This window comes from Lysinibacillus sp. NPDC097195, assembly GCF_044762075.1.
GTDB lineage: Bacteria > Bacillota > Bacilli > Bacillales_A > Planococcaceae > Lysinibacillus.
In genome coordinates this window covers 38702-63593 of sequence record NZ_JBIWDP010000008.1, presented here as the reverse complement: position 1 = coordinate 63593, position 24892 = coordinate 38702, and the positions used below count along the sequence as shown (strand labels likewise).

15 protein-coding genes are annotated in these 24892 nt (G+C 37.2%); 9 read left to right on the top strand and 6 right to left on the bottom strand.

The window, feature by feature from the left end; all coding sequences use genetic code 11:
- The first annotated feature begins 557 nt into the window (after nt 1-557).
- Complete coding sequence (locus ACIQXI_RS20810; RefSeq protein WP_402928283.1) at nt 558-1502, top strand: C40 family peptidase; 945 nt, start codon at nt 558-560, stop codon at nt 1500-1502.
- Nucleotides 1503-1745: 243 nt separating this feature from the next.
- The gene (locus ACIQXI_RS20805) at nt 1746-3635 is read left to right on the top strand and encodes an N-acetylmuramoyl-L-alanine amidase (protein WP_402928281.1); all 1890 of its coding nucleotides are present in this window, start codon (nt 1746-1748) and stop codon (nt 3633-3635) included.
- 166 nt (nt 3636-3801) lie between these two features.
- On the opposite strand, the gene ACIQXI_RS20800 is transcribed toward ACIQXI_RS20805, so the two are convergent.
- On the bottom strand, nt 3802-5730 hold the full coding sequence (locus tag ACIQXI_RS20800) for an S-layer homology domain-containing protein (protein WP_402928278.1): 1929 nt from the start codon (nt 5728-5730) through the stop codon (nt 3802-3804).
- A 254-nt stretch (nt 5731-5984) separates the two neighbouring features.
- Between ACIQXI_RS20800 and ACIQXI_RS20795 the strand changes: the two genes are divergently transcribed.
- Nucleotides 5985-7265 (top strand): oligosaccharide repeat unit polymerase, encoded by a 1281-nt coding sequence (locus ACIQXI_RS20795; protein WP_402928276.1) that lies wholly within the window; start codon nt 5985-5987, stop codon nt 7263-7265.
- A gap of 289 nt (nt 7266-7554) precedes the next feature.
- On the opposite strand, the gene ACIQXI_RS20790 is transcribed toward ACIQXI_RS20795, so the two are convergent.
- Nucleotides 7555-9450, bottom strand: a complete 1896-nt coding sequence (locus ACIQXI_RS20790; protein ID WP_402928274.1) for an S-layer homology domain-containing protein — start codon at nt 9448-9450, stop codon at nt 7555-7557.
- Between the two features lie 235 nt (nt 9451-9685).
- Between ACIQXI_RS20790 and ACIQXI_RS20785 the strand changes: the two genes are divergently transcribed.
- The 5 genes from ACIQXI_RS20785 to ACIQXI_RS20765 all read left to right on the top strand — a co-directional run bounded on the left by ACIQXI_RS20785 (nt 9686) and on the right by ACIQXI_RS20765 (nt 16898).
- Nucleotides 9686-11950, top strand: coding sequence for an S-layer homology domain-containing protein (locus ACIQXI_RS20785; RefSeq protein WP_402928273.1), 2265 nt, complete (start codon nt 9686-9688; stop codon nt 11948-11950).
- Nucleotides 11951-12174: 224 nt separating this feature from the next.
- Complete coding sequence (locus ACIQXI_RS20780) at nt 12175-13320, top strand: polysaccharide pyruvyl transferase family protein (RefSeq protein ID WP_402928272.1); 1146 nt, start codon at nt 12175-12177, stop codon at nt 13318-13320.
- Nucleotides 13317-14417, top strand: coding sequence for a glycosyltransferase (locus tag ACIQXI_RS20775; RefSeq protein ID WP_402928270.1), 1101 nt, complete (start codon nt 13317-13319; stop codon nt 14415-14417). Before ACIQXI_RS20780 ends, ACIQXI_RS20775 begins: the two co-directional genes overlap by 4 nt.
- Complete coding sequence (gene murJ / locus ACIQXI_RS20770) at nt 14414-15955, top strand: murein biosynthesis integral membrane protein MurJ (protein WP_402928268.1); 1542 nt, start codon at nt 14414-14416, stop codon at nt 15953-15955. Before ACIQXI_RS20775 ends, murJ begins: the two co-directional genes overlap by 4 nt.
- A gap of 319 nt (nt 15956-16274) precedes the next feature.
- On the top strand, nt 16275-16898 hold the full coding sequence (locus ACIQXI_RS20765; RefSeq protein ID WP_402928267.1) for a TetR/AcrR family transcriptional regulator: 624 nt from the start codon (nt 16275-16277) through the stop codon (nt 16896-16898).
- Between the two features lie 207 nt (nt 16899-17105).
- On the opposite strand, the gene ACIQXI_RS20760 is transcribed toward ACIQXI_RS20765, so the two are convergent.
- Entirely contained in the window at nt 17106-18494 is a 1389-nt protein-coding gene (locus ACIQXI_RS20760) for a S41 family peptidase (RefSeq protein ID WP_402928265.1), read from the bottom strand.
- Nucleotides 18495-18602: 108 nt separating this feature from the next.
- A complete protein-coding gene (gene brnQ / locus ACIQXI_RS20755) occupies nt 18603-19925 on the bottom strand; it encodes a branched-chain amino acid transport system II carrier protein (RefSeq protein ID WP_402928263.1) in 1323 nt (440 codons plus the stop codon).
- A 251-nt stretch (nt 19926-20176) separates the two neighbouring features.
- Between brnQ and ACIQXI_RS20750 the strand changes: the two genes are divergently transcribed.
- The gene (locus ACIQXI_RS20750) at nt 20177-21076 is read left to right on the top strand and encodes a C40 family peptidase (protein ID WP_402928262.1); all 900 of its coding nucleotides are present in this window, start codon (nt 20177-20179) and stop codon (nt 21074-21076) included.
- Nucleotides 21077-21496: 420 nt separating this feature from the next.
- Here ACIQXI_RS20750 and ACIQXI_RS20745 read toward each other — a convergent pair whose 3' ends face one another.
- Together ACIQXI_RS20745 and secA2 are read right to left on the bottom strand one after the other, a co-directional pair.
- Complete coding sequence (locus ACIQXI_RS20745) at nt 21497-22396, bottom strand: accessory Sec system S-layer assembly protein (protein ID WP_402928261.1); 900 nt, start codon at nt 22394-22396, stop codon at nt 21497-21499.
- Nucleotides 22396-24762 carry an accessory Sec system translocase SecA2 gene (gene secA2, locus ACIQXI_RS20740; protein ID WP_402928260.1) on the bottom strand — a complete coding sequence of 789 codons (2367 nt, stop codon included), beginning with the start codon at nt 24760-24762 and terminating at the stop codon, nt 22396-22398. The genes ACIQXI_RS20745 and secA2 overlap by 1 nt, the downstream gene beginning before the upstream one ends.
- Nucleotides 24763-24892 lie beyond the last annotated feature (130 nt).

The following is a 24892-nucleotide window of genomic DNA, read 5'->3' as shown; positions in this document are numbered from 1 at the left end:
CTATGTAAATGACTAGGGGATATTGCAGAAACGAAAAAAATGGCGGACATATTTGCACTAACGTTCAAGTATTACCTTCTTATTAAGATAGGATAGGCATATCAGTTGGTGACGACTACAGAGAATTGCAATGTCTCACTAACACAATACGATTGGCAGTGCGCAATATGTAGGAAATGTCGTCAATGAGTAAGACGAATAAGAGGCTGGGGATAGTGATTTCGTGTAAGCACCGCATGAGCAAAAAAGTGTTAAATCGACTGGAATCAATTTAACACTTTTTCTCTATTAAGTTGTCCACCAATGGGGTAGACATAAAACTTTAGTAGTAAGTACTCTATTGTAACAAAGCATGGCTAATATTACAGCAATGTTACAAAAAGCCGTAATACCCATTAATTAATACCCATATTTTAGTGTTTGTAAACCAAAAAACATTGGTATATCAACGTTTTTTCTAACTTTCAAAACCGTTACACAATTGAAAAATTACAATACCCTCATTTGTGATAGTCTATGTATAGGCTAAAAAGTTCCTTGAGAGGGGTAACAAACGAATGAAGAAAAAATGGTTATTACCGATTTTTGCATCTTTTATGTTATTTTCAACAGTTCAAATAGATAATGCTGAAGCAGCGACTCCTTCTGATGTCACTGAAACAGCTTCGAAATATTTAGGTATTCCTTATGCTTACGGTGGTACAACTACTAGCGGATTAGATTGCTCAGGCTTTACATCTAAAGTCTTCAGTGATTTAGGCATTAAATTAAACCGTACATCAAGCTCACAATATCAGCAAGGCACTGCGGTTGCAAAGAGTGATCTACAAATTGGCGATTTACTTTTCTTTAACACGAGTGGTAGTGGTATCTCACATGTGGCGATATACATAGGTGATGGTAAAATGATTCACTCTCAAACTGGTAAAGGTGTTAGCTACTCTAATGTAAATGATCCTTATTATTGGGGCTCTCGTTACGTTGGTGCAAAACGCGTTGCACAATTTGACGCTGAACAACAAGCAGAAGTGACAAAAGTTGCGACGTCTGAAGTAAAAGACGCTGCTATCGATTTTACAGTATATGCTTCACGTGCTGAAGTTGCTGTTCAAATTGCAAAAGCTTTAAATTTAGATACATCAGATAAAAATACAACATTTGCAGATGTTAAACCTACTTATGCACATGCAGGGGCAATTGCTGCTGTAGCGAAGTTAGGCATTTTTGCAGGTGATGATCACGGCAAATTCAATCCATCTTCTCCGATGACTCGTGCACAAATTGCAAAAGTTTTAGTTGTTGCATTTGGTCTTGAGCATAAGGGCGATGTAGTGACATTTGCAGATGTTCCTGAAAATTACTGGGCTTCAGAATATATTTCAATTATCGCATCAAATGGTATTACAGCAGGCAAAGATAATGGTGACTTCGGTTATAATGATATGTTAAAAATTTCTCAACTTGAGACTTTTATCGAGCGTGCTAAGCAAGTGAATAAGTAATCAATTTCTACTTCGCTTCGGACAAGGGCTACGTTTGAAGTGAAGCAATGCATGGAAGTTCTTTTAAATAACGTATAAATGGAGGAGAGTTTGCACTTGCAGGCTCTTCTTCTTTTTATGAATCTTTTATGAAATGAGGTGATATAAAAAATTGTCGAATAGTTGCAATCTATGATAGTTTTACATGTGAATTTTTGTTAAAATGAACACAGAACACGAGACATGAAGGGAGGAAATAAGACATTGTACTTTAAAAAAATCAGTCTTATATTATGCGTCTTATTCATTTCAGCTTCTATGTTTACGATACATAGTGCCAATGCAAGTGGTGGTTTCGAAGATGTACCCCAAAAGCATGAAGCTTATGAAGAGATCAATTATTTAGTTAGTTTAGGTGTAATCAAAGGATATACGGAAAACGGTAAAACGTATTATAAGCCTTATAATAACGTAACGCGTGGACAAGTTGCCAAAATGGCAGTTGTCGCTTCAGGCAACAAACCATTAACTGTTAGCAAGTCCAACTTTTCGGATGTAACGGTTGGTACCGAGCTTTCAGGTTACGTTGAACGTGCCATCCAATTGGGGTTCTTTAAAACGAATACAACTGGACAGTTTTTACCGAACAAGCCTTTAACTCGCGATGAAATGAGTTATGTCTTAACAAAGGCATTTAAGCTTGATATTAGTGAATATGAAAACATTGATTCTCCTTTTGTTGACGTTGGGATTACACACCCATACGTTCAATACATTAATACTATTTACTATAATGGTATTACAAAGGGTAGTGGTCAAAACTATAATCCAAATAGTCAAGTGACACGTGCGCAGTTTGCATTATTTGTTGCGCGCGCTAAAAGTGAAAAATATCGCTTAGAGCTACCTGTAAAAGGTACTGCTGTTCCGGATACAACACAGGTGATTGGATTAATTCAAGTGACAACAGATGGCTTGAATATTCGTAAATCAAAAGATTCAACTTCTAGTAACAACATTGTAGGTACAGTCAATAAAGGCGGCAAACTATCAGTCTATGCAGTAGAAGGAGACTGGTTAAAAGTAACGTATAAAGGTGCTTATGCTTATATTTATAAAACGTACGCTCAGTTTTTAGATGCGGACGGTAATGCATTAGGCAAAGTTCAAAAAGAAGTAAAGACAACACAAGGCATGAATCTTTATGTGAAGGCTACTTCGTCTTCTAAAATCATTTCAACAATCAATAGCAATGTCAAACTGCCTGTCTACAAAACAGTTAATGGCTACTATTTAACAGTTGTGAATGGTTTGCCAGGATATATTGTGGCAAATAGTACAGAAGATGTGGAAGTAGAACAACCTTCAATTCCAACGCCTCCACCAGTTGCAGGAGACTTACTAGGCCGCACAACAGTTGATAGTTTAAATGTCCGTAAAGAAGCGAACAATACTTCTACGGTATTAGGTAAATTAAGCAAAGGTGATTATGTCCATGTTAATAGCATTAGCGGCTACTGGGCTCAAGTTACTTATGATGGTCAAACAGGCTATGTGCATAAATCTTACTTAAAACTATTAAATCAAAGCGGTAATCCACTTAAAAATCGTATTATCATTCTTGACCCTGGTCACGGTGGAAAAGACCCTGGAGCTGTAGTAGGTTCCAATTCAGAAAAAGCTATTACATTAAAAGTTGGTACATTAGTAAGACAAAAACTAGAAGCAGCTGGAGCAAATGTAAAGATGACACGTACAGGTGATACGTACCCATCATTACAAGATCGCGTTGACTTTACCGATGCAAACTTCGGTGAAATCTTTGTGAGTATCCATGTAAACTCTGCATCTAGCACCGCTGCAACTGGTACTGAAACATATTATGCTGTGACAACAGGAGATATGTATCAAGAAGATATAGATCTTGCTACTTTTGTAAATAACCAAATTGTTAATAACTTAAACATGAAAAATCGCGGAGTGAAAGAACAACAATACTATGTTATCCGCAACACTCTAATTCCAGCGATTCTAGTAGAGCTAGGATTCCTAACGAATAGCGAAGACCGAGGCAAAATGACAGATGATCAATATATCGAATTATTTGCTGAAGCTATCTACAAAGGAATTTATCAATACTACGCAAAACAATAATATGAAAGAGCTATATCGTTCAATTGATGAACGATATAGCTCTTTTTTTATAGCTGCGTACTATAAAGGCCACATAGCCGTTTTCAGTGGCGCTATAAGAGTTCTTACCCGCGATTCATGGTCTTCTATCCGCGATACAAAAATTCTATCAACTCTAACACGAAAGTCATTTAGCGTTTGCATGTAGTGTACGATTGACAAATTGAGCAAAGTTTTGACGAGTTACCGTATTGTTTGGTTTAAACGTTTGATCAGCATAGCCAGTTGTAATACCTAGTGCATAAAGCGCTTGAATATCTTTAAAATAGATATGTGATGCAGGGACATCTATAAAGGTATGTTTAGCATAGCCTTGTAGCTTAAAGCCTTTTACAAGTGCATGTGCCATGGCAGCACGCGTCATTGGTTGATGGGCATTGATTTTCCCATCTTCTAAAGAAATGATGCCATAGCGTACCCCTGTTGCGAGTACTGCATAACCATAGTCTTCTTTTTTTATATCACTGGCATTCAACATAGCTGAACTTGAAGCGGTGATACCTAGAGCACGTAACACCATTTCGGTAGCTTGTATGCGTGTTAATGTGCCTTGAGGGTTGAATTTCCCATTACTACCTTTCACTATGCCAAGTGCGTGTAAGTTTTTAATATCATAATATGCATCAGTTGACGCTGACACATCTTGAAAAAATGGGGCGACTCCAATCGAAGCCTTGTTGGAACCTTTTGTGCGTGTGAGCGTTTTAATTTCTGCCACGGTTGCAAACTTTTCGTCAACATTTTGACGATCATCGCGACCTTCTATAAAGGAAGTTCGTATCGTATATGTTCCAGCGGCTAAATTTCCAGGCATGAAAATTTGATATTTTTCCGAGTGGGTACTAATATCTTTGCGGTCAGCATTCGTTGTTGTCGCATCGGCAGCTAAACCTGGTATATAGCGTTCGTGTCCTTTACCGACAACGCGATCGTTTGCGTCAAGAATTTCTACTTTCAACGTACCACGAGCGGGCACATTGCCATTGTTCTTTATTGTTACAGTAGAGTAGAAAACGAATTGACCAGAAGGCGCTACATAACTTTGCACACCGTCAGAGGATAGTGATAGATTATAGCGACGTGGCACATGACCATCATGGTCTTCGGCAACCCAATGTAAAGCGTGTTTCAAAAATACTTGAGCATCCAAATCGCCACGTGTTGTGGCGTAGGCACTACCGTTTTCATTATCTTGCCAAGCTGCTTGCTCATTAATTGTAATGTAATCATAAATTTTAAATCCGATTTGTACGACTCTGCCTTTGCCATAGTCAATGGCATGTGCAGCACCAAACTCATTTTTCCTCATTGTTTGTGGCTTGTCTGTATAATCGTAATTTGTAAAATATAAAATCGGTGAAGCAGCGCCACCTTGCCATGGTTTAATTACCTCAACCCACTCATGATCGGATTTTGTCAAACTTAAGGTGCTTTTGCCGAGCTCTTTTGTCGCGTTTTGAATAATTGGATGCGTTGCACTAGAATTGCTAATTGTTGCATTACCTAGCACGATATCATCGATAAAGCGAGAATTAAAAACTTCTGAAAGGTTATCCCATTCCATGACCCATGAGTCGACATCATAGATTAAGGGAGATAGATCCATTTGACCAACCTGCGGAAATTTTGCTGATTCGTTACGGCCAGTTTGAAACGCAAATATTGCACCGCCACCATTGCGTACGTACATTTTGACATTTTCACGTTGCTGATGATTCATCATCACTGTATATGGAAAGACGATGGCATCATATTGACTTAAACTATCTAAATTACGTAAGTCCTTTTCGTAAATTTTCTCTACATGGAAGCCTTGTTGCTGATAGAGTAGGTATGCTTTTAGTTCCTTATTATATGTTGAGCTATAGTCGAGCTTTGGAGATACCGTTTGGCCATTATATGTACCACCTGGGTGAGTAGTGTTGGCATATTTCTCACTACTTTCTGAGAAAACAATACCGATTTTTTGAGTAGTTGCTTGCGTTTGCATCGGTACTAGAACGACAACAAGCATACAAGAGCAAAATGCAATAAGTGCAATGGCGAATTTCTTCAATAAATCCACATCCTTGTTTTTTATTTATCCTTATCATACATCTAAATATTTACTAGTTAGTAGAGATTTAGGTGAAAATGAAAATATTGAGCTGTTTTATGTAAAATCGACTTAATCCTTTCTATAAGTCTAGCGGTATTTATGATATAATAACTTTTGTTTTTGTAGGGAAAACTAAAGAATATAATAGTGTGTAACAACTATTGATTCATCATAGAGGAGGGCAATAACATCTATTTAGATGTATTACATGTATGAATAAACTGAAGCAAGTTTTCGCAAAGGTCAATAAGATTGATACGTTTTCACCGTATTTCTTTTTACCTTTTATATTAGTGCTATATTTCTTTACAAGTCTATTCGATTTCCATCGATTTGAATTATTTAATGTTCGCGTATCAATTTGGCCAGCTGTATTAGTAGCACTTGTTTGCTATTATATCGGTGTTTATATTATTGATAAATTGCAATGGACAATCCCATCATTCGGGCTTTCGTTCTTAGGTAAATATGTCATTCACTTTGTTGTATTACTAACATTAATCGGATTAGCTTCTTATTTAATGATGATTTTCGGTGGGGGTTTAGGAATTTCCGATGAATCAAATCGTCGTAATCTTGATCCAAAACTAAACTTCTTTAGCCAATTATTATGGTATGGTATTTTATTGTTGTTATCTTACAAAATGATTTTAGAAAAGCATATGACGTGGAAGAAAGCATTTGTATACGGCGCGATTTTTGCTGTTGTCATGTTCTTATTCTTATTAATGGGCTATCGTACGCCATTAATCATCATGCTGTTTACTGGAATTATCATTTTCCATTATGTTGTGAAGCGCGTAAAGTTAACTTGGTTCCTGACAGCTTTATTTGTCATTGGTGTTGCTTTCTCGATGTTTGGCTTCTTACGAGTAGTGACAGAGGATACAACCAAAGAATTTAATAACCGTGACCAACCAGATGTTGAATTAACAGAAACAGAAAAAGAAAAACTGTTAACCGTTGAACAAAAAGTAAATTTAACACCTAAATGGATTCGTTCAATAAATGGTGAAAGTGTAACGGGTCATATCGTTTTAAGTAAAATTATTGAGTACACGCAAGAAGAGGGGTACTTAAAAGGTGAAATTCACAAAGGGGTCTTTAATACGATTCTTCCAGGTGAGCAAATTTCACCACGTATGAAGGTAACAGAAGTGGTTAACTCATTAAGTGTGGACGAAGGGAAGTATATTACACGTCCAACGAGAACAACAACGCCAACCTTTATCGGACAGTTATTCCTAGATGGTGGCTATGCGCTTGTAGCGATTGGCTTCTTATTATATGGTGTATTAATTTCATTAATTTATAATAAAGTAAAACGTGCTGGCATCCGTAGCTTCCATTCAGTTGCCTATGCCTTTGTCATTACACTATTTACAGTGTCGATGCATACAGGCTTACTTGATTTAATCTTTATTTTAATGTTAGGTTTTGTCGTCATTGCGTCAGCAATAATTAAAACAGAACAACAAAAACTTCGATACTAACAGTAAAGGGCTATCCAATTGAGGATAGCCCTTTATTTTTTGATAACGCGGGAAAATGGTCGTGCCCCGCGGAAATCCTATGAAATACCGCGGGAAAAAGCGGATGTACCGCGGAATTCTCATGAAATATCGCGGGAAAAAGCGGATGTACCGCGGAATTCTCATGATATATCGCGGAAAAAAGCCCGTGCCCCGCGGAATTCTCATCACATACCGCGGAATTATGAACCTGAACTGCAAAATTAAAAAAGCGCCGTCCAATATAATGCAATTGGATGGCGCTTTTTCTTTATTTCACTGTATCGATCAATTTAATATAGTCTTTACTAATGTAAGCTGATCCCGTATGGAGCTTATCAGATAGTATTTCATGCCAACCATTGACGTTAGCGTTAATAACAATAACAGGCATGCCACTTCTAGCATATGTGAAAAGTGGGCTATTGTTAGTAGATGGGTCTATACGGACGTTTAGACCAGTTGTTGTTGTTAAACCGATAGTATATGGATTTTTAGCATCCTTAAAGCCTAACGCTTTTTCAGCACGATAATAGTGACCGGCGATTTTAGCTCCCCAGTATGGATCGGATGCATATTTAACATTAAAGCCAAGTGCCTTCGAACCAACTACAGCACCATTTGCATAATTTCTCCCTGGTGAACCACCCGGTGTAATATAGTTTGGTTGTAAAAACTTATCAACAAGTTCATTGATGTTAGCTGCGATAGTGTCGAATTTTTTGTTCAATGGGTTTGTGTCATATACATATAAACCGAATAGATTGTTTAAGTTTTGAGCGTGATCACTCATACCATATGCACTTTCATGCTGTGCAAGTGCCAAAATTAGCATGGCGTTAATATGTGACTTTGCTTCAATCTCTTTTAATGTTTTACCTAAGCCGATTAGTTTACTTTTAGTTGTAGCATCTTTATAAAGAGTAACACCTGTACTTTCAACTTCGGCAAGCTTAGTCATAATGTAAGCATCGATTTCTTCTGCTGTATATTGTGTTGTTGCGCGAGCAGGTAAAAACTGATAATAGTTATAAGCTTCACCTTTAGATGAGCCACTGCCGTTTGTGAAATAAATGCCATTCCAGCTATAGTATTTTTGGCCCTGTTTCATGAATGCAGGTGCTTTTCCGAAAACATAGCTAGAAGAATATTTATTTGTTGTGTAATCGTATAGTGTATGTTTAATTTCACCATTTTCATTTGTGTAATAAGAGCGTCCTTTACTTAATGAAAATGGAATGAGTGTTACATCCGCTTGTTTTAAATAACCAACTTGGCCAGCTAATCGAACTTTTACTTGTGTTGCATCACTGCTGATGTATTCCATTTCAGTATTACCTGCAACGGCGATTTGGTCTTTAATCGTTTCAGAGTAAAGGGCCACATAATTATTTGTCACAGCATAGCCTGAAGACATTTTGACAATTTTATCTTTTTGGACAATTACTTGTGTATTTTTAGTGATGGCTTTTTCAGCGGCTTCAAAACTTGTGAAGCCTTGATTACCGACTAATGTACCATTTGAAATTTCCTTCACCGCATACGTAGAAAAGTCAGCAGAAGCATCACCCGCAAGCAGCATTAAACGTTGAATAAACGTTGCAGCTTGTCCAATTGTTGCGTTTTTTTCTGGCATAAAGTAACCATTTGAACCGTTAATGATGCCTAACTGTGCACCCACAGCTACGGCAGCGCGGTAGTCTTTAATAATAGAAGCGTTATCCTTAAATGTAATAGTTGATGTACCTTTAGGGATTTTTAAATAATCAATAGCTCTCTCTAGCATAATAGCCATATGCTGTCTTGAAATGGCGGCATCTGGCTTAAATGAACCGTCTGCATAACCAGTGATGATACCAGCAGTAGCAGCAAGCTGAATATCTGTTGCATATACATATGTATCTGGCACATCGGTAAATGCCATGCCGTTGTTTGCTTCAAGCTTCATTACTTTTGTTAAATATGAAGCAAATTCTCCGCGTGTTACATTGTCATTTGGACGATAACTGCCATTGGCATCCATGACTAAAGCATTTTTTGAAATTAAATAGCGCAGACCATTTTCGTGAGCATGCCCTGAAAGTTCATCAGCGGAAGCCATTTGGGGTTGCCAAAAGAGCAAGCTAATTAATGTCATAAGCAATGCAATGATTGATAGTTTTTTCATATTATTAACCTCCTAAACTTTAACATCATTTTACCAAAGTTAGAGAGTTGAGATAAGGTCAAATATGTATATTCGTGTAAAATGCGTCAATGTAAATAGTTTTTTTACCATATATATGAAACTGGAAAATAGCTTAAATGTTCCATAGCTATTTTGGCATATTTTTGATAATCTAATAGAAGAAAAATATAGAAGGGAAGGTGAGGGCTCTACATTAACTGAGGAGCGCGCAAAAATGAAAAGAATAGCAAAAATTTTACTAGTGTTAGTTGTAATGATGTCGATTGTTGTTAGTCCACTAAATGCCTATGCATTTCAAACAGTAAAGAAGGATTACCCACTTTCAAAAGGTGTGCAGTATAACCAATATACATACAGCAATACCTATACAAATTCTATTAATCATTTAACGATTAATGTTGGAGATCCAACGACGGAAGTACAACTAGGGATGCCCGCAGCAGTCAATGGAAAAGAATCGACAGTAGCAAACGCGAATCGTCTTTCTCGTGAAGGCAATCGTGTAGTTGGTGCTATTAATGCAAGTTTTTATAATATGTCAGAAGGTTACCCATTATTTTTACTAGCCAAAAATAATGTTATTTTAAACGGCGGTACTGTTTCAAACGGTTCCGACCAATATATGAACGTCCCGACAGCGTTTGGGATGAATTCTGATGGTCGTGGTGTTATTGATTATTTTGATTTTGATATAACACTTTCTCATAACGGAACAAATTATGAAATGTCAGGCTTAAATCGTGTACGTAATATCTCAGAAGCTGTTATATACACACCGCAGTTCTATAGTAAAACAACAGATACAAATGAATACGGTTTTGAAATTGTAGTAGACACTGGGTCACCGATTACGGAAAATAAATTTGGACAAACGTTAACAGGTAAAGTAACGCAAATTAAACCATATGGCTCGAAAGATAAATTAACGATTCCATCTACAGGTTTCGTTGTATCTTTACAGGGCGGTGACTGGCACAATAAATTAAGCCATGTAGCTGTTGGCGATGAAATGAGTGTTAACTTCTCCATTGATCAACTTTGGCAAAATGCGCAATTTATTTTGGCGAGTGGTCCTTACTTAGTGAAGGATGGAAAACCTTACATTATGATGAGTACTTCTAGCTCTCGCGCCAAAGAAGTAGCACCACGTACAGTGGTAGCGACAAGTAATAATGGACAAACAGTACATTTTATTACAGTAGACGGGCGTCAAAGCCATAGTAAAGGCATGAACATGGTACAGCTTGCGAATTACTTAGTGGCGCTTGGTGTAGACAGAGCCATTAACTTAGATGGTGGGGGCTCCACAACAATGGGTATTCGAAACTACGGCAGTAATAATGTCGTATTAGCGAATTTACCATCCAATTCAGGAAATACGCAACGCCTTGTATCTGCCACTTTACAAGCAGTAAGTACAGCGCCAAATGGCAAGGCAACACATATGAAATTTACCAATAGTACAAATTATGCAACGCTGTTAGTAGGTGCTTCATCAAGTGTAGCTGTGCAATATGTGTTAGATGATAACTATACAACACTACCACTAGATGGCCATTTATCATTAGCGTCTCAAAACCAAACGTTACAAATTAATGGTATGAACTATACAGCAACGCAAGCTGGTACGGATCGAATCTATATCGGCTATGACGGATCAGCGGTGCAATCATATCAAGTGAAAGTTGTGGATGCACCTACAACGATGAATGTTGCACCAAGCAGTAAAACTGTAGGTGCAGGCGAATCTGTTAACTTTACGATTGATGCAAAAGATGATGCAGGCAAGCCGATTGTCTATAATCCATCTCAGGTGCAATGGTCTGTAGAAGGGAATATCGGTACAATTACAAGTACTGGTAAGTTTACAGCGCAAAATCCAGGTACGACTGGTAAAGTCATCGCTAAATTAGGCACGAAAAGTATGGCTGCTACGGTTACGGTAGCGAAGCCGGCACTGTTTAAAGACATTCCGAATAATTATGTCTACTATAAAGAGATTGAATATTTAACGTCTCACAATATCATTACAGGTCAGGCTGATGGTACATTTAGACCGAATGACAAACTAACACGTGCCCATGCGGCAGTTATTATTAGTCGTGCTTTAGGTTTAGATACGAAAAATGTGAAAAATCCAAGCTTCAAAGATATTCCGGCTAATCACATCTACTATAAGGAAATTGCAGCGGTTGTCGAAGCGGGTATAATGAGTGGCCGTGAAAACAATACTTTTGACCCGAGTGCAACATTGACGCGAGCACAAATGGCCAAAATTGTAGCAATCGCTTATAAATTAAAGGGCACAAGCAGTATTGCCTTTAAAGATGTGCCAAAAGATCATTGGGCTTACACATATGTACAACAATTAGCAGCAAACAACATCACGACTGGCTATGATGGCAACATTTATAAACCAAACGAAGCCATTAGTCGAGCACATTTCGGTCTGTTCCTTTACAGAGCCATTCATAAATAATAGAGGAATTATGCCCTAGCATTATATTGCGCACTGTTAGAAGTGAGGCATATGAAGTAATACTTTTATGCTGTTTATACTAAAAATATTAGTACTAGGGCAGTAGGAAAGGGGAGAATCTCGTATATATTCGAGGCTCCCCTTTTTTTTACTATTTTTAAAAAGAACGAATAACTGCAATTGTGGTATAATCTCTGTATTAAAAAGTAAAAGGATGTTTTTTAATGAAAATAGGCATTGTGGGGAATTACGGCAATGATAATAATGGTGATGAATCAATATTATACGGCATTCTTCAACAAGTAAAACAAACATTTTCGGTAACGAGTGACGACATTACCGTATTTAGCAATAACACACAACAAACATCCGCGCGTTATGGGGTACATAGCTATCCATTGTATTATAAAAAGGGCAATTTATATAAAACGTTTATCCATACGTATAGAAATAACAAACAATATGTTTCGAATTTTGACCTCCTCATTATTGGTGGTGGTGGTATTTTAATGGACTTTTATAAACGTGAGGCCCATCTTTATGGAACATACGCAATGATGGCGAAACAAAGTAATATTCCCTACATTATTTACGGATGCGGCGCAGGACCACTCGATACTTTCTCTGGTAAAATTAGTATCCGCGTTATGTGTCGTTATGCAGCAAATATCTCTGTGCGTGATCCTCAGTCTAAAAAACTATTAGAAAGTATTGGGGTTAAAAAACCAATTGAAGTAATTGGTGATCCTGCATTTACGCTAAAAGGTGATCGCAAAGACTATGCTGATAAGCCAATGAAAATTGGTGTTTCAGCCGTTCCATATTATAATGCAAACTATTGGCCAGAAGGTAATGTTGCAAAATATGATGCATATGTAACAGGTATGGCCAAAAATTTAGATCAAGTTATTTCAGAGCAAAATGTTCACATTACATTTTTTGCAACCAAGTTTCCTCAAGATGTAACCGTGACACATGATATACAAAAGAAAATGCAACATCGTGCAAAGACAGAAATAATCGAGGAAAATCTTGTGCCTGAACGTTTGCTTGAGGTAACAGCCGAGCAAGATATCGTTATTGGTACGCGTTTACACTCACTTATACTGGCGACCAATTCTGAGACTCCCATTATTGCAGTATCCTATCATACAAAAGTGCAAGATTTTATGTCCTTTGTTGGTGCATCGGATCGTTGCTTACAGATGCAGGATATAGAGGATGATGAGAAAGCTCTATCTAAATTAGTTGGTAAACTAAGTAGCAATTGGGAGCAGTCAATTGCGGAGACGAAACAAATTGCTACACATATTCATAAAGAGGCCATGTATGGTCAGGAATTAATGAAAAAGGCAGTGACACGTCTATGAAAAAAGTACTCGTCATTAGTAATATGTATCCAACATCTGATCATTTATCATTCGGTATTTTTGTGAAAAACCAAGTTACAGCACTTGAAAAGGCAGGACTAGACGTTGAAATAGCAGTGAATACAAACCCAGCCACTGGTAAGAAAAACACCATTGTCAAATATGCTAAATGGGGACTTTCTACAGTAATGAAGGGCTTAAAAAATCGAAAATCAATCGATATTACACATGCACACTATGTGTTTCCTTCAGGTATGTTATCACTACTTTTAAAGAAAGTGTTTGGTATACCGTACATTGTTACAGCTCATGGTGGAGACATTGAACGGATGGCAAAGAAAAATGCACGCATTCGCAACTGGACAGCTAGTATATTACGCGAAAGTGCACATGTCATCGCAGTTGGCCCTGTGCTAGCGCAACAAATTGAGCAAGACTTTGCTATCGAACCTGACAAAATTTCCGTTATTAGCATGGGGGTCAATCGTGAAGTCTTTATAAAAGGTAACCAAGCTGCAGTACGTCAACAATTGCAAGTGGCGAAGGAGTCATTTGTCTTTCTATTTGTAGGAAATGTCATTAAGCAAAAAGGTGTGGAAGAATTATTACAAGCTTTCCAAATGTTAAAAACAAAAGTGGATCGCCCAATAGAACTAGTTATTATCGGTTCTAGAAGAGATGATAATTTTTACCAATCTTTGCAACCATTTTTCAGTGAAGACGTCAAATTCATAGACCCACTAAAACAACAAGAACTTGTAAAGTGGTTCCAGGCAAGTGATGTCTTCGTGTTACCGTCCCATTTAGAAGGTTTTGGCCTAGTAGCATTAGAGGCATTGGCGACAGATACACCTGTCATCGCTTCAAAAGTAGGTGGGCTTGTGTCATTACTTGGTGAAGGAGCAGGGCGTTTAGTGGAGCCTGAGAACGCTATGGCTTTATCCGAGGAGATGCTGCGTGCAGTGAACACGCCAAAGGAACAATATATGAATCGTCAAGCGATTAATGACGTTTTAGAATTTAACGATGAAAAAAATATAACAGCAAGATGTATTGAAATTTATAAGTCGGCCATTAAAGGTAGGGATGACTTATGAATAAATTTATAAAAGTTGTCGGCGCCGTTGCGATTATTAATATCGTTGCTCGTGTTTTCGGCTTTTTACGTGAGATCATTATCGGTATCCAATATGGGAGTTCCCATACTGCGGATAGTATTTTTACAGCATACACCATTCCTAATTTTTTATATTTAGTAGTAGGTGGAGCTTTTACAACAGCCGTGATCTCGATTTATAATCGGGAAACAACAGACCGAGCTGTATTTGTAAAACAGTCCTTTACGATTGTATTGTTGACTGTTACGGCTATGACTATTATTTTATTAGCATTTACGAATCCAATCATGGAGATGTTCAACCATGAAAAAACGAATGGTGATGATTATAGTCAAAGTGATTTAGATTTATTGAAAAACTTGTACTATTGGATGATGCCATCATCGATATTACTTGTGTTATCTTCTTGGTATAGTGGCTTATTGAATGTCAATGAGAAATTCCACTTATCAAGCTTTGCGATTTTAATTTACAATGCGATTTTCCTAGTCATTGCCGTTGGGTTATCTCAAATTGAAAGTATCAAAGCACTTGGATATGGTATTAGTGCTTTAGCTAGTGCGGCGATTATGCTGTATTTCTTAATACTTGGTTATCGCAAATTAGATTCTCATAAAGTTGGATTTTCGTTTGAACATAATATTTCCTCAAAGCAGCTTTGGATTATGGTATTACCGATTATGCTGGGAGGAGCGACAATTCAATTATATGCTTTGTTACAGCGTATTTTTGCTGGTATGCTTTCTGAAGGGGCTGTAGCAGCTGTGAACTATTCTTCTAAGCTGATGCAATTCCCACAAGCGATTTTAATTACAGCTGTGACAACAGTAATCTATCCGATTCTGAGTCAAAAAGAAGCGAACAATGATTCTGCTTCTATTAAAAGCTTATATTCTAAAGGGTTACATTATCTTTTATTGCTACTGATACCCGTAACAATATATTCTTATTTCTACTCGGAAAACTTGATACAGGTCATTTTCCAGTATGGTAATTTCGATGCTGCCTCGACAGCGCTTACTGCACCTGTTTTAGCAATATTCGTGTTGTCCATGTATTTCTTAGCTGCAAATACGTATATTACGCGCTTCTATTATGCAAAGGGCGACTCCATGGCACCAGTTATTTTTAGTTTAATCAACGTATTTGGTGTCAATATTGCGGTTATTATGCTGATGGTAAAAGATTATGGAGCCGAAGCAATTGCTTGGGGTACATTAATTAGTGCCATTACAAACTTTATTATGTTAGTTGTCTATGCAATAGTGAAGTACGATTTGAAAATGGGCATCTTTAGCAAAGAGTTGCATTTTTTCAGAGCAATGCCGCCAATAATCATCATTACGATTGTTATGTATTTTTCAAGTCACTATTTAGTATTTGATTACAAATGGTTAACGTTCATTGTTGGTTTAGCGATTTTTATTGCTGTCTTTGTAGGCTCTTACTTATTATTTGGCATAACAGAAGTAAAAGAATATATGGATAAGCTGAAAAAGAAATTATTAAAACAATAAAAATTTTGAAAAGTATGCTGGGACTACTTCCAGCATGCTTTTTTATATTGTTTGTAAAGGCTATATAGGTACATTTTTAAGCAATATTGTCATGGAGTGGGTTTGAAACTTTTGATCGATATTTAGTGTTTTTAAAAGCAAAAAAAGTACCAAAAATCACATTATTGTTAAATATACATAGTGTAATTTTTAGAATTATATTATAATTAACATTATTCAAATAACAAAAGGAAAATGATGGGTTCGTTTATGGTATTTAATATCTTTAATACCATAAATAAACAAATAAATTAATATTTATTAGAGTAAGGTGACATTGATGGCAAGAGGCAGGAAAATTAATTCAAATGGTCAAAAAAGTAAACAATTATTACTAGAAAAAGCTGTGGAGCTATTTGCGGAAAAGGGTTATCATGCGACAAAAATAAGTGATATCGTGAAATCAGCAGACGTAACACAACCTACGTTTTATTTATATTTTAAAAGTAAAGAGTCGCTTTACAATGATTTAAACACACGATTTCAACAAGGTTTTAATGAAATAATGCGGAATGACCATGCAGAAGTTGAAAAAGGGTTAGAGGGCTTTATTGAAATACTTGAGCAAAAATTATATTTGCTGTTCCTCTATATCATGGAAAACCCAAAGCTAACGAAAATCGGCTTTTTTGAATCAAAACAATCGACGAGTGTTAAATGTCAATTAACACAGCAATTTATTGAGCTAGTCTATCGTCATGATTGTGAACGAGTGTTTCAATTACAAAATATTGATATAAAAATAATAGCAGATAGCCTAGTAGGGTCCTTTGAACGTTTAATATTAACGAATTTACTAGAACAAAAAAGTAAGCCTTGTGAGCTAGCACGTAACTTAGTGCATGTATTTTTTCTTCTAAAGGAACCCCACATGCGTGAGAACTTAGCTAATTGTCATATCTAAAGACGAGTTCAGCCTATGCGTCTGAGCTGAGCGGGAAGGTGACAGCCATAGTGGACTTGAACGACGCAAAAAAGTGTTAGATTAATTATGGTTAATCTAACACTTTTTCTAATAGTAGAGGAATTTTAAAAAGCTAAATAAAAGCGTTTGATTTTCGCATTGGAGCGATCATCAAACGCCTTTATATTGTGTGCGATAAACTTGTTTTTAGTTAGTCACAGCTATATGAAGATAAATTCCTTTTTGCAGTTTATCACCTGTTGCTTTTTGAATAGTTGGATGGACAACTAGCATATATTCTTGCCCTTTACCTAAAGGCTCAGTAGGTGTAACGATAAAGGAATTATCTTTTTCTACTTTTGTTGTAATTGGAATTGCATCTCCACCTAATGCAATGAGCTGTACGCTACCTTCAGGAATAGGTGTAGCAAAAGCTTGTGAGAACTTAACCGTAAACGTTTTTGTAGTAGGCACATTTTTTAGGCTTACTAGTTCTTGATAATCTTTGTATTGCGCTTTAATCGCATCATAATGTGCTTGGAAAATTGGTGGCGTCTTTGTTTTAATATTTGGCTTCACACCAACTTCATTAATAGTTTGACCAGCAGGGCCTGTAAATTTACCAACAGTAAGCTTTAAATAACTGCCATCATGCAATTCATAAAAGCCTTGCATTGCCCCTTTACCATAAGTCGTTTCACCATATAAAATCGCTGATTGTTGATCTTGTAACGAAGCAGCTAGCATTTCAGAAGCACTGGCACTATAACGATTTACTAAAATACGTGTATTTGCTGGGAATTTTACATTTTGTTGAATAGCACGTACTTCATAAGAGGCATGTGCTTCTTGCAGTAAATAAGCGATTTTTGCCTTTGGGAATAAGCCAGTAAGCTGTTCTGCTGTTGCAACGTAACCGCCGCCATTATTTTGTAAATCTAAAATAAAGGAAGTAGCGCCACGTTGTTTTAATTGAATCAAAGCTTCTTTTACGAGTTGTGCACCATCTTCAGAGAAGGAAGACATAGCTATGTAGCCGACATCACCAAATAATAAAGCAGACTCTACATTTGGCAGTGTGAATTTTTTACGTGTAATGTTTTTAGTAGAAGTAGTTCCGTTCTCGTGTAGTAGTTTAACTTGAACCTGTGTACCTTCATTGCCGATTAGCAGGGAGGAGGCTTCCTCTATCGAGCTTTCGACAATGGATTGACCATTAATGCCAACAATGATATCTCCAGCCACGACACCAGCCTCAGCGGCTCCGCTATCTTCGATTACTTGTAAAATGTGAATACCATCATCATGTTTTTCAATAACAACGCCTATACCAATTGTGGATAGATTGATGCTATTCATAAATTCTTCAAATTCTTGCTTCGAAAAATATGTTGAATAAGGGTCTAGCATATTAATGATATCTGGTACGGTTTTGGCATTTTGTAAGTTGCCATTAATTTTACCAACATAATTTTCTGTAACAATTTCTTTAATTTCTTCTACAAGTTGCTGCTCATTAGTTGCAGCAGAAGCGGTCGATAATGGAAAGATGACAAAGCTCACTATGAACAAGAAAGACCATAATATTTTTTTCATAAGACACCTCTTTTCTAAATTATTTATTTCATATTATACATGAATTTCCATATTGCCGCGAATGACAAAAGACACGTCTATAGAAGATGACGTGTCTTTATTGAACGATTATTTTGTTGTGAAAAGCTTGTGGATGATAAATCCTATCAATGCACCAATTAATGCTGGTACAAGCCAACCAAGACTTTGCTCATATAGTGGTAATGCATTTAACATATTCTCATAGGCTGACCATGTCATTTTCATTTCTTTTAATCCATCATACAGACTGACAAAGAATGTCGGAATTAACGCACAAATATAAACAATGCGCCCACCTTTGAAGAAATGGTCAACAAGCGATAACATCATCAGTACAATAGCGAGCGGGTAAATAATTAATAAGACAGGCAATGAAGTACTAATGATTGTTGATAGCCCAACATTTGTAATAGCTACACTTAAAAGCGTAAAGACGATTAAAAACGTTTTATATGAAATTTGCGGAAATAGCTTGTTAAAAAACTGTGCATTGGCTGTTAATAAGCCGACAGCCGTAGAGATACATGCTAATAAGATGGTAAGAGATAAAATAATACTACCAAAGCTACCAAATAGGTATTGCGCTGATTTGGCTATAATAACGCCACCATTATCCGATGTACCAATTGCACTGATACTTGTATTGCCGATATAGCCAAGTGAAATATAGACAAAAGCCAGACCAAGTGCAGCTACAATTCCTGCAAAAATGGTTGTTTTAACTTGTTTCTTCTTATCATGCATGCCCATACCACGTAATGCTTGTAAAATAACAATACCAAAGACAAGAGCACCTAACACATCCATCGTTAAATAGCCTTGCACAAAGCCTTCGTAAAATGGTGCATTCGTGTAATTGCCAACGGCTACCCCAGGGTCACCCATTGGTGTCATAAAACTTTTAACAGCTAGTACTAAAATAACTACCAACAGTACAGGTGTTAAAATTTTCCCAACGCGATCGACAAGTTTTGAAGGATTGAACGATAAATAAAGAATCAATGCAAAGAACACTATAGACGTAATAAATAGTGGAGCCCAATGTTCATTAGCAGCCTCTGTAAGAAACGGAGCAATACCGATTTCATAGGATACAGAGCCTGTACGTGGAACCGCGAAAAACGGACCGATTGCTAAATATACAATAGAGGTGAAGATAATCCCAAAAACCGGGTGCACTCGACTTGCTAGCAGCTGTAAATCGCCACCTGCTTTAGCTACAGCAACGATTGCAAGTAAAGGTAAACCGACACCTGTTATTAAAAATCCAATCATGGCAAGTGTTATATGTTCACCAGCTTGTTGACCAAGTAATGGTGGAAAGATAATATTACCTGCCCCTAAAAATAAGGCGAAAAGTAGTAATCCTACAGCTAAATTCTCTTTGATGAAAATCAAGATGTTTCTCATAAAAATTAAAAACTCCTTTATAATTGAAAAAATGAAACTTTCTAAAAATTTTAAATACAGACATGTATGTTATCATAGGACTATAAAACTTGCAATTATTATACTAATAGTAGATAGTCGGATTCTGTAGTATTCTATAGGATTCATAAATTTTTTGAAAAATAGTCAGTTTTTCCGATTTTTGTTTAGGCATTTCTTTAGTATGATAGACACACAAGGACATATTCTACCATGAACGGAGGCTATTTGATATGCTAAAATCACAAAAATGGAGAATTCTTGCTTTAAGCACTATTGCTACTTCATTTTTTGCAATACAAAATGCTCAAGCGGCGACATATACAGTACAAAAAGGTGATACGTTATCCAAGATTGCCCAATCTCATCAAGTATCAATACAAGACATTAAAAAATGGAATAATTTATCCAAGGACACGATTTATATAGCACAAAAGTTAGAGATTACAAAGCAAACGACAACGGAAACAGTAAAGCCGTCAAAGCCAACAACAACGACACCGCCAAAACCGACAACGGCTGTTCATACAGTTGTGAAAGGCGATACGCTATCAAAAATAGCGAAGCAATATAATGTGACGTTAAAAGAGCTAAAAGAATGGAATGGCATAGAGAACGACAAAATTTATATTGGACAAGTGTTAAAAATTTCTCCAGTAGCTGTGATACCTGAGGGTGATACAATACATAATAATGTGACAACAGATAAGGACAAGCCCTCAAAAGTGACGACGTCAGATCCAACAGTGAATGGACAAGCAATTTATAAAAAAACAGTGGAAATAGCAAATGCACTTATTGGAACACCTTATCTTTATGGTGGGAATACTCCAGATGGTCTGGATTGTAGCGGATTTATTTTTTATGCATTTAATCAAGGCGGTTTGAAAATAGGCAGAGATAGCAGCGAGGGCTATTTTAATAGCAGTACAACACAAGTGAAAAATCCTGTGCCAGGGGACTTAGTATTTTTTGAAAATACGTATAAAGATGGCATTTCTCATATGGGTATTTACCTTGGCAATAATAAATTTATCCACGCAGGTACAGATGGTGTGGAACTTTCTGATGTGACGTACTCTTACTGGTCAACTAGATTAGTAGCTTATAAACGATTTGATACAGTGAAATAATAAGTAGGCGATTTTTGCATAATGCAAAAATCGCTTTTTATTTGCTGGAATGTTAGACGCGATATCGCTGGCAGAACGTCGTGAATTGCGGGTAACTTATGGCGAATCGCTGGTAAGCACGGGAGAATCGCCGATAGAATGACGTGAATCGCCGATAGAATGATATGAATCGCGGGTAACCCGTGATGAATCGCTGGTAGAACGTCCAGAATCGCCAGGAAACTGTGGCTTATCGCCACAAAAGGGGAGTAAATCGCCACACATGGTGTGCGAACCGCCACAAAATGATAACGAACCGCCACAAGGACCGTGCGAATCGCCACAAAAGCAAATTTCCGAGGACACATAGTAAAAATCAAAGCTTTGTATACAGTAAAAAATCCTTCTTTCCGCAGAAAGAAGGATTTCGATTGTTATTAATTATTGAGTTACGCGTGCTGTCCAGCGTGATAGGTCAGCTTGTTGAGCATCTACTAGTTCAGCTGGGAAGATGAATGTCCAAGGTTTAGTTGAGTTTGGTTGGACAGTCAAGATTGGCTCCATTTTAAATGAACCTTTAGCGATTTGTTTACCTGTTGCATCGATAATTTCTAACGGTAATTGTTCAAGATTAATTGCTTTGTTGTGACCGTTACGAATAAAGATGGAGACATTCAAGTTACCGTTGTCAGCAAGTTTTGCCTGTAGGCCAGTGAAGTTGACTTCTGTTTCGCCTAACTTTGGTAATGTTTTAACGATTTTTGCAAGCTCTTCCTTTTGCGCTGCAGGTAATTGTTGCTCCCATGTCGGATCTAATTCTAATTGGTGACCACGTAAGGAAACAAGGTTAAAGGCGATTTTCCAACCGTCCTCTGGTACTTCGTCTACTTTAATTGTAGATTTTTCGAATTCAAATACCCATGGACGCGCACTTTCAGCGGGGATTGTGCCCAGTGCTTTGAAATCGAATTTTTTCGATGCTACAAGTTCATCGTTTTTATCCATAATGAATAATTCAATTTCACCAAGCTCAATTGCTTCAGCTAATGATGAACGGAAAAATGCACGAACTAGCCATTTGCCTGTGCGTGGCTCCTCTTCAATACTAATAGAAGATAGCGATAGTTGATTTGGCTTTAATGGCTCTAAGTCATTAGCAAGGAAGTTAAAAATGTATTTTTGCTCCTGTGGTACATCCCATTCAGGATGGAATGACAGTTTCGTCACGACATCACGATTGTCACCTTTATTAGTAGAAGCGTTGCCTAGTAAATCCTTTGAATCAATTGTATTTTCTTGCACGATTTTATCCGATTTTTTAAAAAATGAAAATAAGCCCATTATTGTACCTCCTGTTGTTGTCCTTCAACCATTTTCATGAAACCTGTAATTTCGATAATAATAGAACGGCGTAATTCTTGGAAATTTTTGCCGAATAATTCAAGTCCTTCGCGTTGGTAAATACGCATTGGGTCTTCTTGTTGATAATGGCGTAAGCCAATACCTTCTTTTAGGTGAGCCATTGCTTCTAAATGTTTCACCCAGCCACTATCTAAATAGCTCAGCATTACTTGTGGAATGACAGCCATGACTTGTGCATTTTCTGCGAATTTTTCCATATGATCAAGAAGTTCTTGCTCAGAAGGCTGAATGTCGGCTAAAATTTGTTTCACTTTACCAATTTCACGATCAATTGTAACAGGTGTGATAAATAATGAATTAAGTGAATTTTCCATTTGGTCATAAGCCCATTCTACAGAAGGGAGCTCTTCAGGTGCAGCATCACGTACGGCGAAATCGACTGTCTCGCTCAACATTTTTTTCAGCTCACCCATTACATCTTCGCCAGCTAAAATTTTGTCACGTAGACCGTAAATAACTGTACGTTGATCATTAATAACATCATCTAATTTTAAATTGTACTCGCGCATGCCATACTGTGAACCTTCAACGATGCGTTGTGTGCGGTTGATAAGTTCTTGAACATCTTTGTTTTGAATGACTTCATTTTCATCCACAACCATTTTTGTCATGAATTTTTCAACTTCTTCTTTTGCATAGCGACGGAACATATCATCTTCAATAGAGAGAATGAAGCGACTTTCCCCAACGTCTCCCTGACGACCAGAACGACCGCGTAGCTGGTTATCAACGCGACGACTTTCATGTTTCTCGGTACCGATAACATATAATCCACCTAGTGCATGTACATCATCACCTAACACAATATCTGTACCACGGCCAGCCATATTAGTAGCAACGGTAATTCGGCCTTTTTGACCTGCTTGAGAAATCAGTTCAACTTCTTGCTCAACTGTTTTGGCATTAAGCAATTGGAACTTTAGGCCTTCTTTTTTCAAATGTTCGGCAACCGTTTCAGATTGCAGAATGGAAGTTGTACCGATTAATACGGGCTGCCCTTTTGCATGGCGACGTTTCGCTTCAGCTGCAACAAATTTATACTTCGCTGCTTGTGTTTTGAAAATCATATCAGGCTGGTCAACACGCTGACGTGGGCGGTTTGTTGGAATTTGAATAACTTCCATGCCGTACACTTCGCGGATTTCCTTTTCCTGTGTTTTCGCTGTACCCGTCATCCCAGAAAGCTTCGGATACATACGGAAGTAGTTTTGGATCGTAATTTGAGCTTGTGCTTTATTTTCTTCTGTAATCGTTACGCCTTCTTTCGCCTCGATTGCTTGGTGTAAGCCATCGGAAAGAGAGCGACCTTCTAAAATACGACCAGTGAACATATCAACAAGCTCAATTTTGTCATCCTTCACAATATAATCAACGTCACGTTGGAACATGACATGTGCACGTACAGCTTGGATGACATAATGGTAAAGTGTTTGATGTTCTAAATCATATAAATTATCAACATTGAAAGCAGCCTCAACTTTTTCAATGCCTTTATCTGTTAAAGAAGTTGCCTTTGTTTCATCATCAAAGTCGTAATCTTCTTCTGCTTTAAAGCGTTTAGCTAACATAGCTGCTATGCGATGTAATTCATCGTTTGCAGGCATTTTACCAGCAATAATTAACGGCGTTTTTGCTTCGTCAATCAGTACGCTATCGACTTCATCGATAATGGCAAAATGATAGGCGCGTTGAACTTTATCAGCTAAGCTATGTGCCATATTGTCACGTAAATAGTCGAAACCAAATTCAGTACCAACGCCGTATGTAATATCCGCATTATAAGCGTCCTTTTTTGCATTTGGTTCCATCATTGGCACATTCAAGCCGACTGTTAAACCTAGGAAACGATGAATTTGTCCAACTAGCTCAAAGTCACGTTTGGCAAGATAGTCGTTGACGGTAATGACATGAACACCTTTTCCTTCTAATGCGCGCACATAAGAGGGAAGTGAGGCAACTAGCGTTTTCCCTTCACCTGTAGGCATTTCAGCGATATTGCCTTCAGTTAATACAAGTCCACCAATAAGTTGTACATCAAAATGGCGCATACCTAATACACGTTTTGAGGCTTCGCGTACAACAGCAAATGCGTCTGGGATGATTGATGTAATTGGTTCGCCTTGTTCTAAACGATCCTTGAAAATAAAAGTCATTTCTCTTAATTCAGCATCTGACTTGTTGACATATTTTTCTTCAAGATTATTAATTTGTTCTACTAATTTATAGTAGCGTTTTAATTGACGAGCACTCGTTTGCTCGTTGTTGCGTTTAAAAATTGAGAACATGAATTTACGCTCCTTTAAAGTTGTCTAAATGCTAGACACCTCATTATTCTATCAAATTTTACGAATGATGACTACATTTGACATTCAGTAATGCAAGTAGAATAATAGAGAAAAATGGAAAATGTGAAAT

Coding starts and splice junctions, on each gene's coding strand:
- ACIQXI_RS20810 (WP_402928283.1), top strand. CDS start 558: ATGAAGAAAAAATGGTTATTACCGATTTTTGCATCTTTTATGTTATTT.
- ACIQXI_RS20795 (WP_402928276.1), top strand. CDS start 5,985: ATGAATAAACTGAAGCAAGTTTTCGCAAAGGTCAATAAGATTGATACG.
- ACIQXI_RS20790 (WP_402928274.1), bottom strand. CDS start 9,450: ATGAAAAAACTATCAATCATTGCATTGCTTATGACATTAATTAGCTTG.
- ACIQXI_RS20785 (WP_402928273.1), top strand. CDS start 9,686: ATGAAAAGAATAGCAAAAATTTTACTAGTGTTAGTTGTAATGATGTCG.
- ACIQXI_RS20780 (WP_402928272.1), top strand. CDS start 12,175: ATGAAAATAGGCATTGTGGGGAATTACGGCAATGATAATAATGGTGAT.
- ACIQXI_RS20775 (WP_402928270.1), top strand. CDS start 13,317: ATGAAAAAAGTACTCGTCATTAGTAATATGTATCCAACATCTGATCAT.
- murJ (WP_402928268.1), top strand. CDS start 14,414: ATGAATAAATTTATAAAAGTTGTCGGCGCCGTTGCGATTATTAATATC.
- ACIQXI_RS20765 (WP_402928267.1), top strand. CDS start 16,275: ATGGCAAGAGGCAGGAAAATTAATTCAAATGGTCAAAAAAGTAAACAA.
- ACIQXI_RS20760 (WP_402928265.1), bottom strand. CDS start 18,494: ATGAAAAAAATATTATGGTCTTTCTTGTTCATAGTGAGCTTTGTCATC.
- brnQ (WP_402928263.1), bottom strand. CDS start 19,925: ATGAGAAACATCTTGATTTTCATCAAAGAGAATTTAGCTGTAGGATTA.
- ACIQXI_RS20750 (WP_402928262.1), top strand. CDS start 20,177: ATGCTAAAATCACAAAAATGGAGAATTCTTGCTTTAAGCACTATTGCT.
- ACIQXI_RS20745 (WP_402928261.1), bottom strand. CDS start 22,396: ATGGGCTTATTTTCATTTTTTAAAAAATCGGATAAAATCGTGCAAGAA.
- secA2 (WP_402928260.1), bottom strand. CDS start 24,762: ATGTTCTCAATTTTTAAACGCAACAACGAGCAAACGAGTGCTCGTCAA.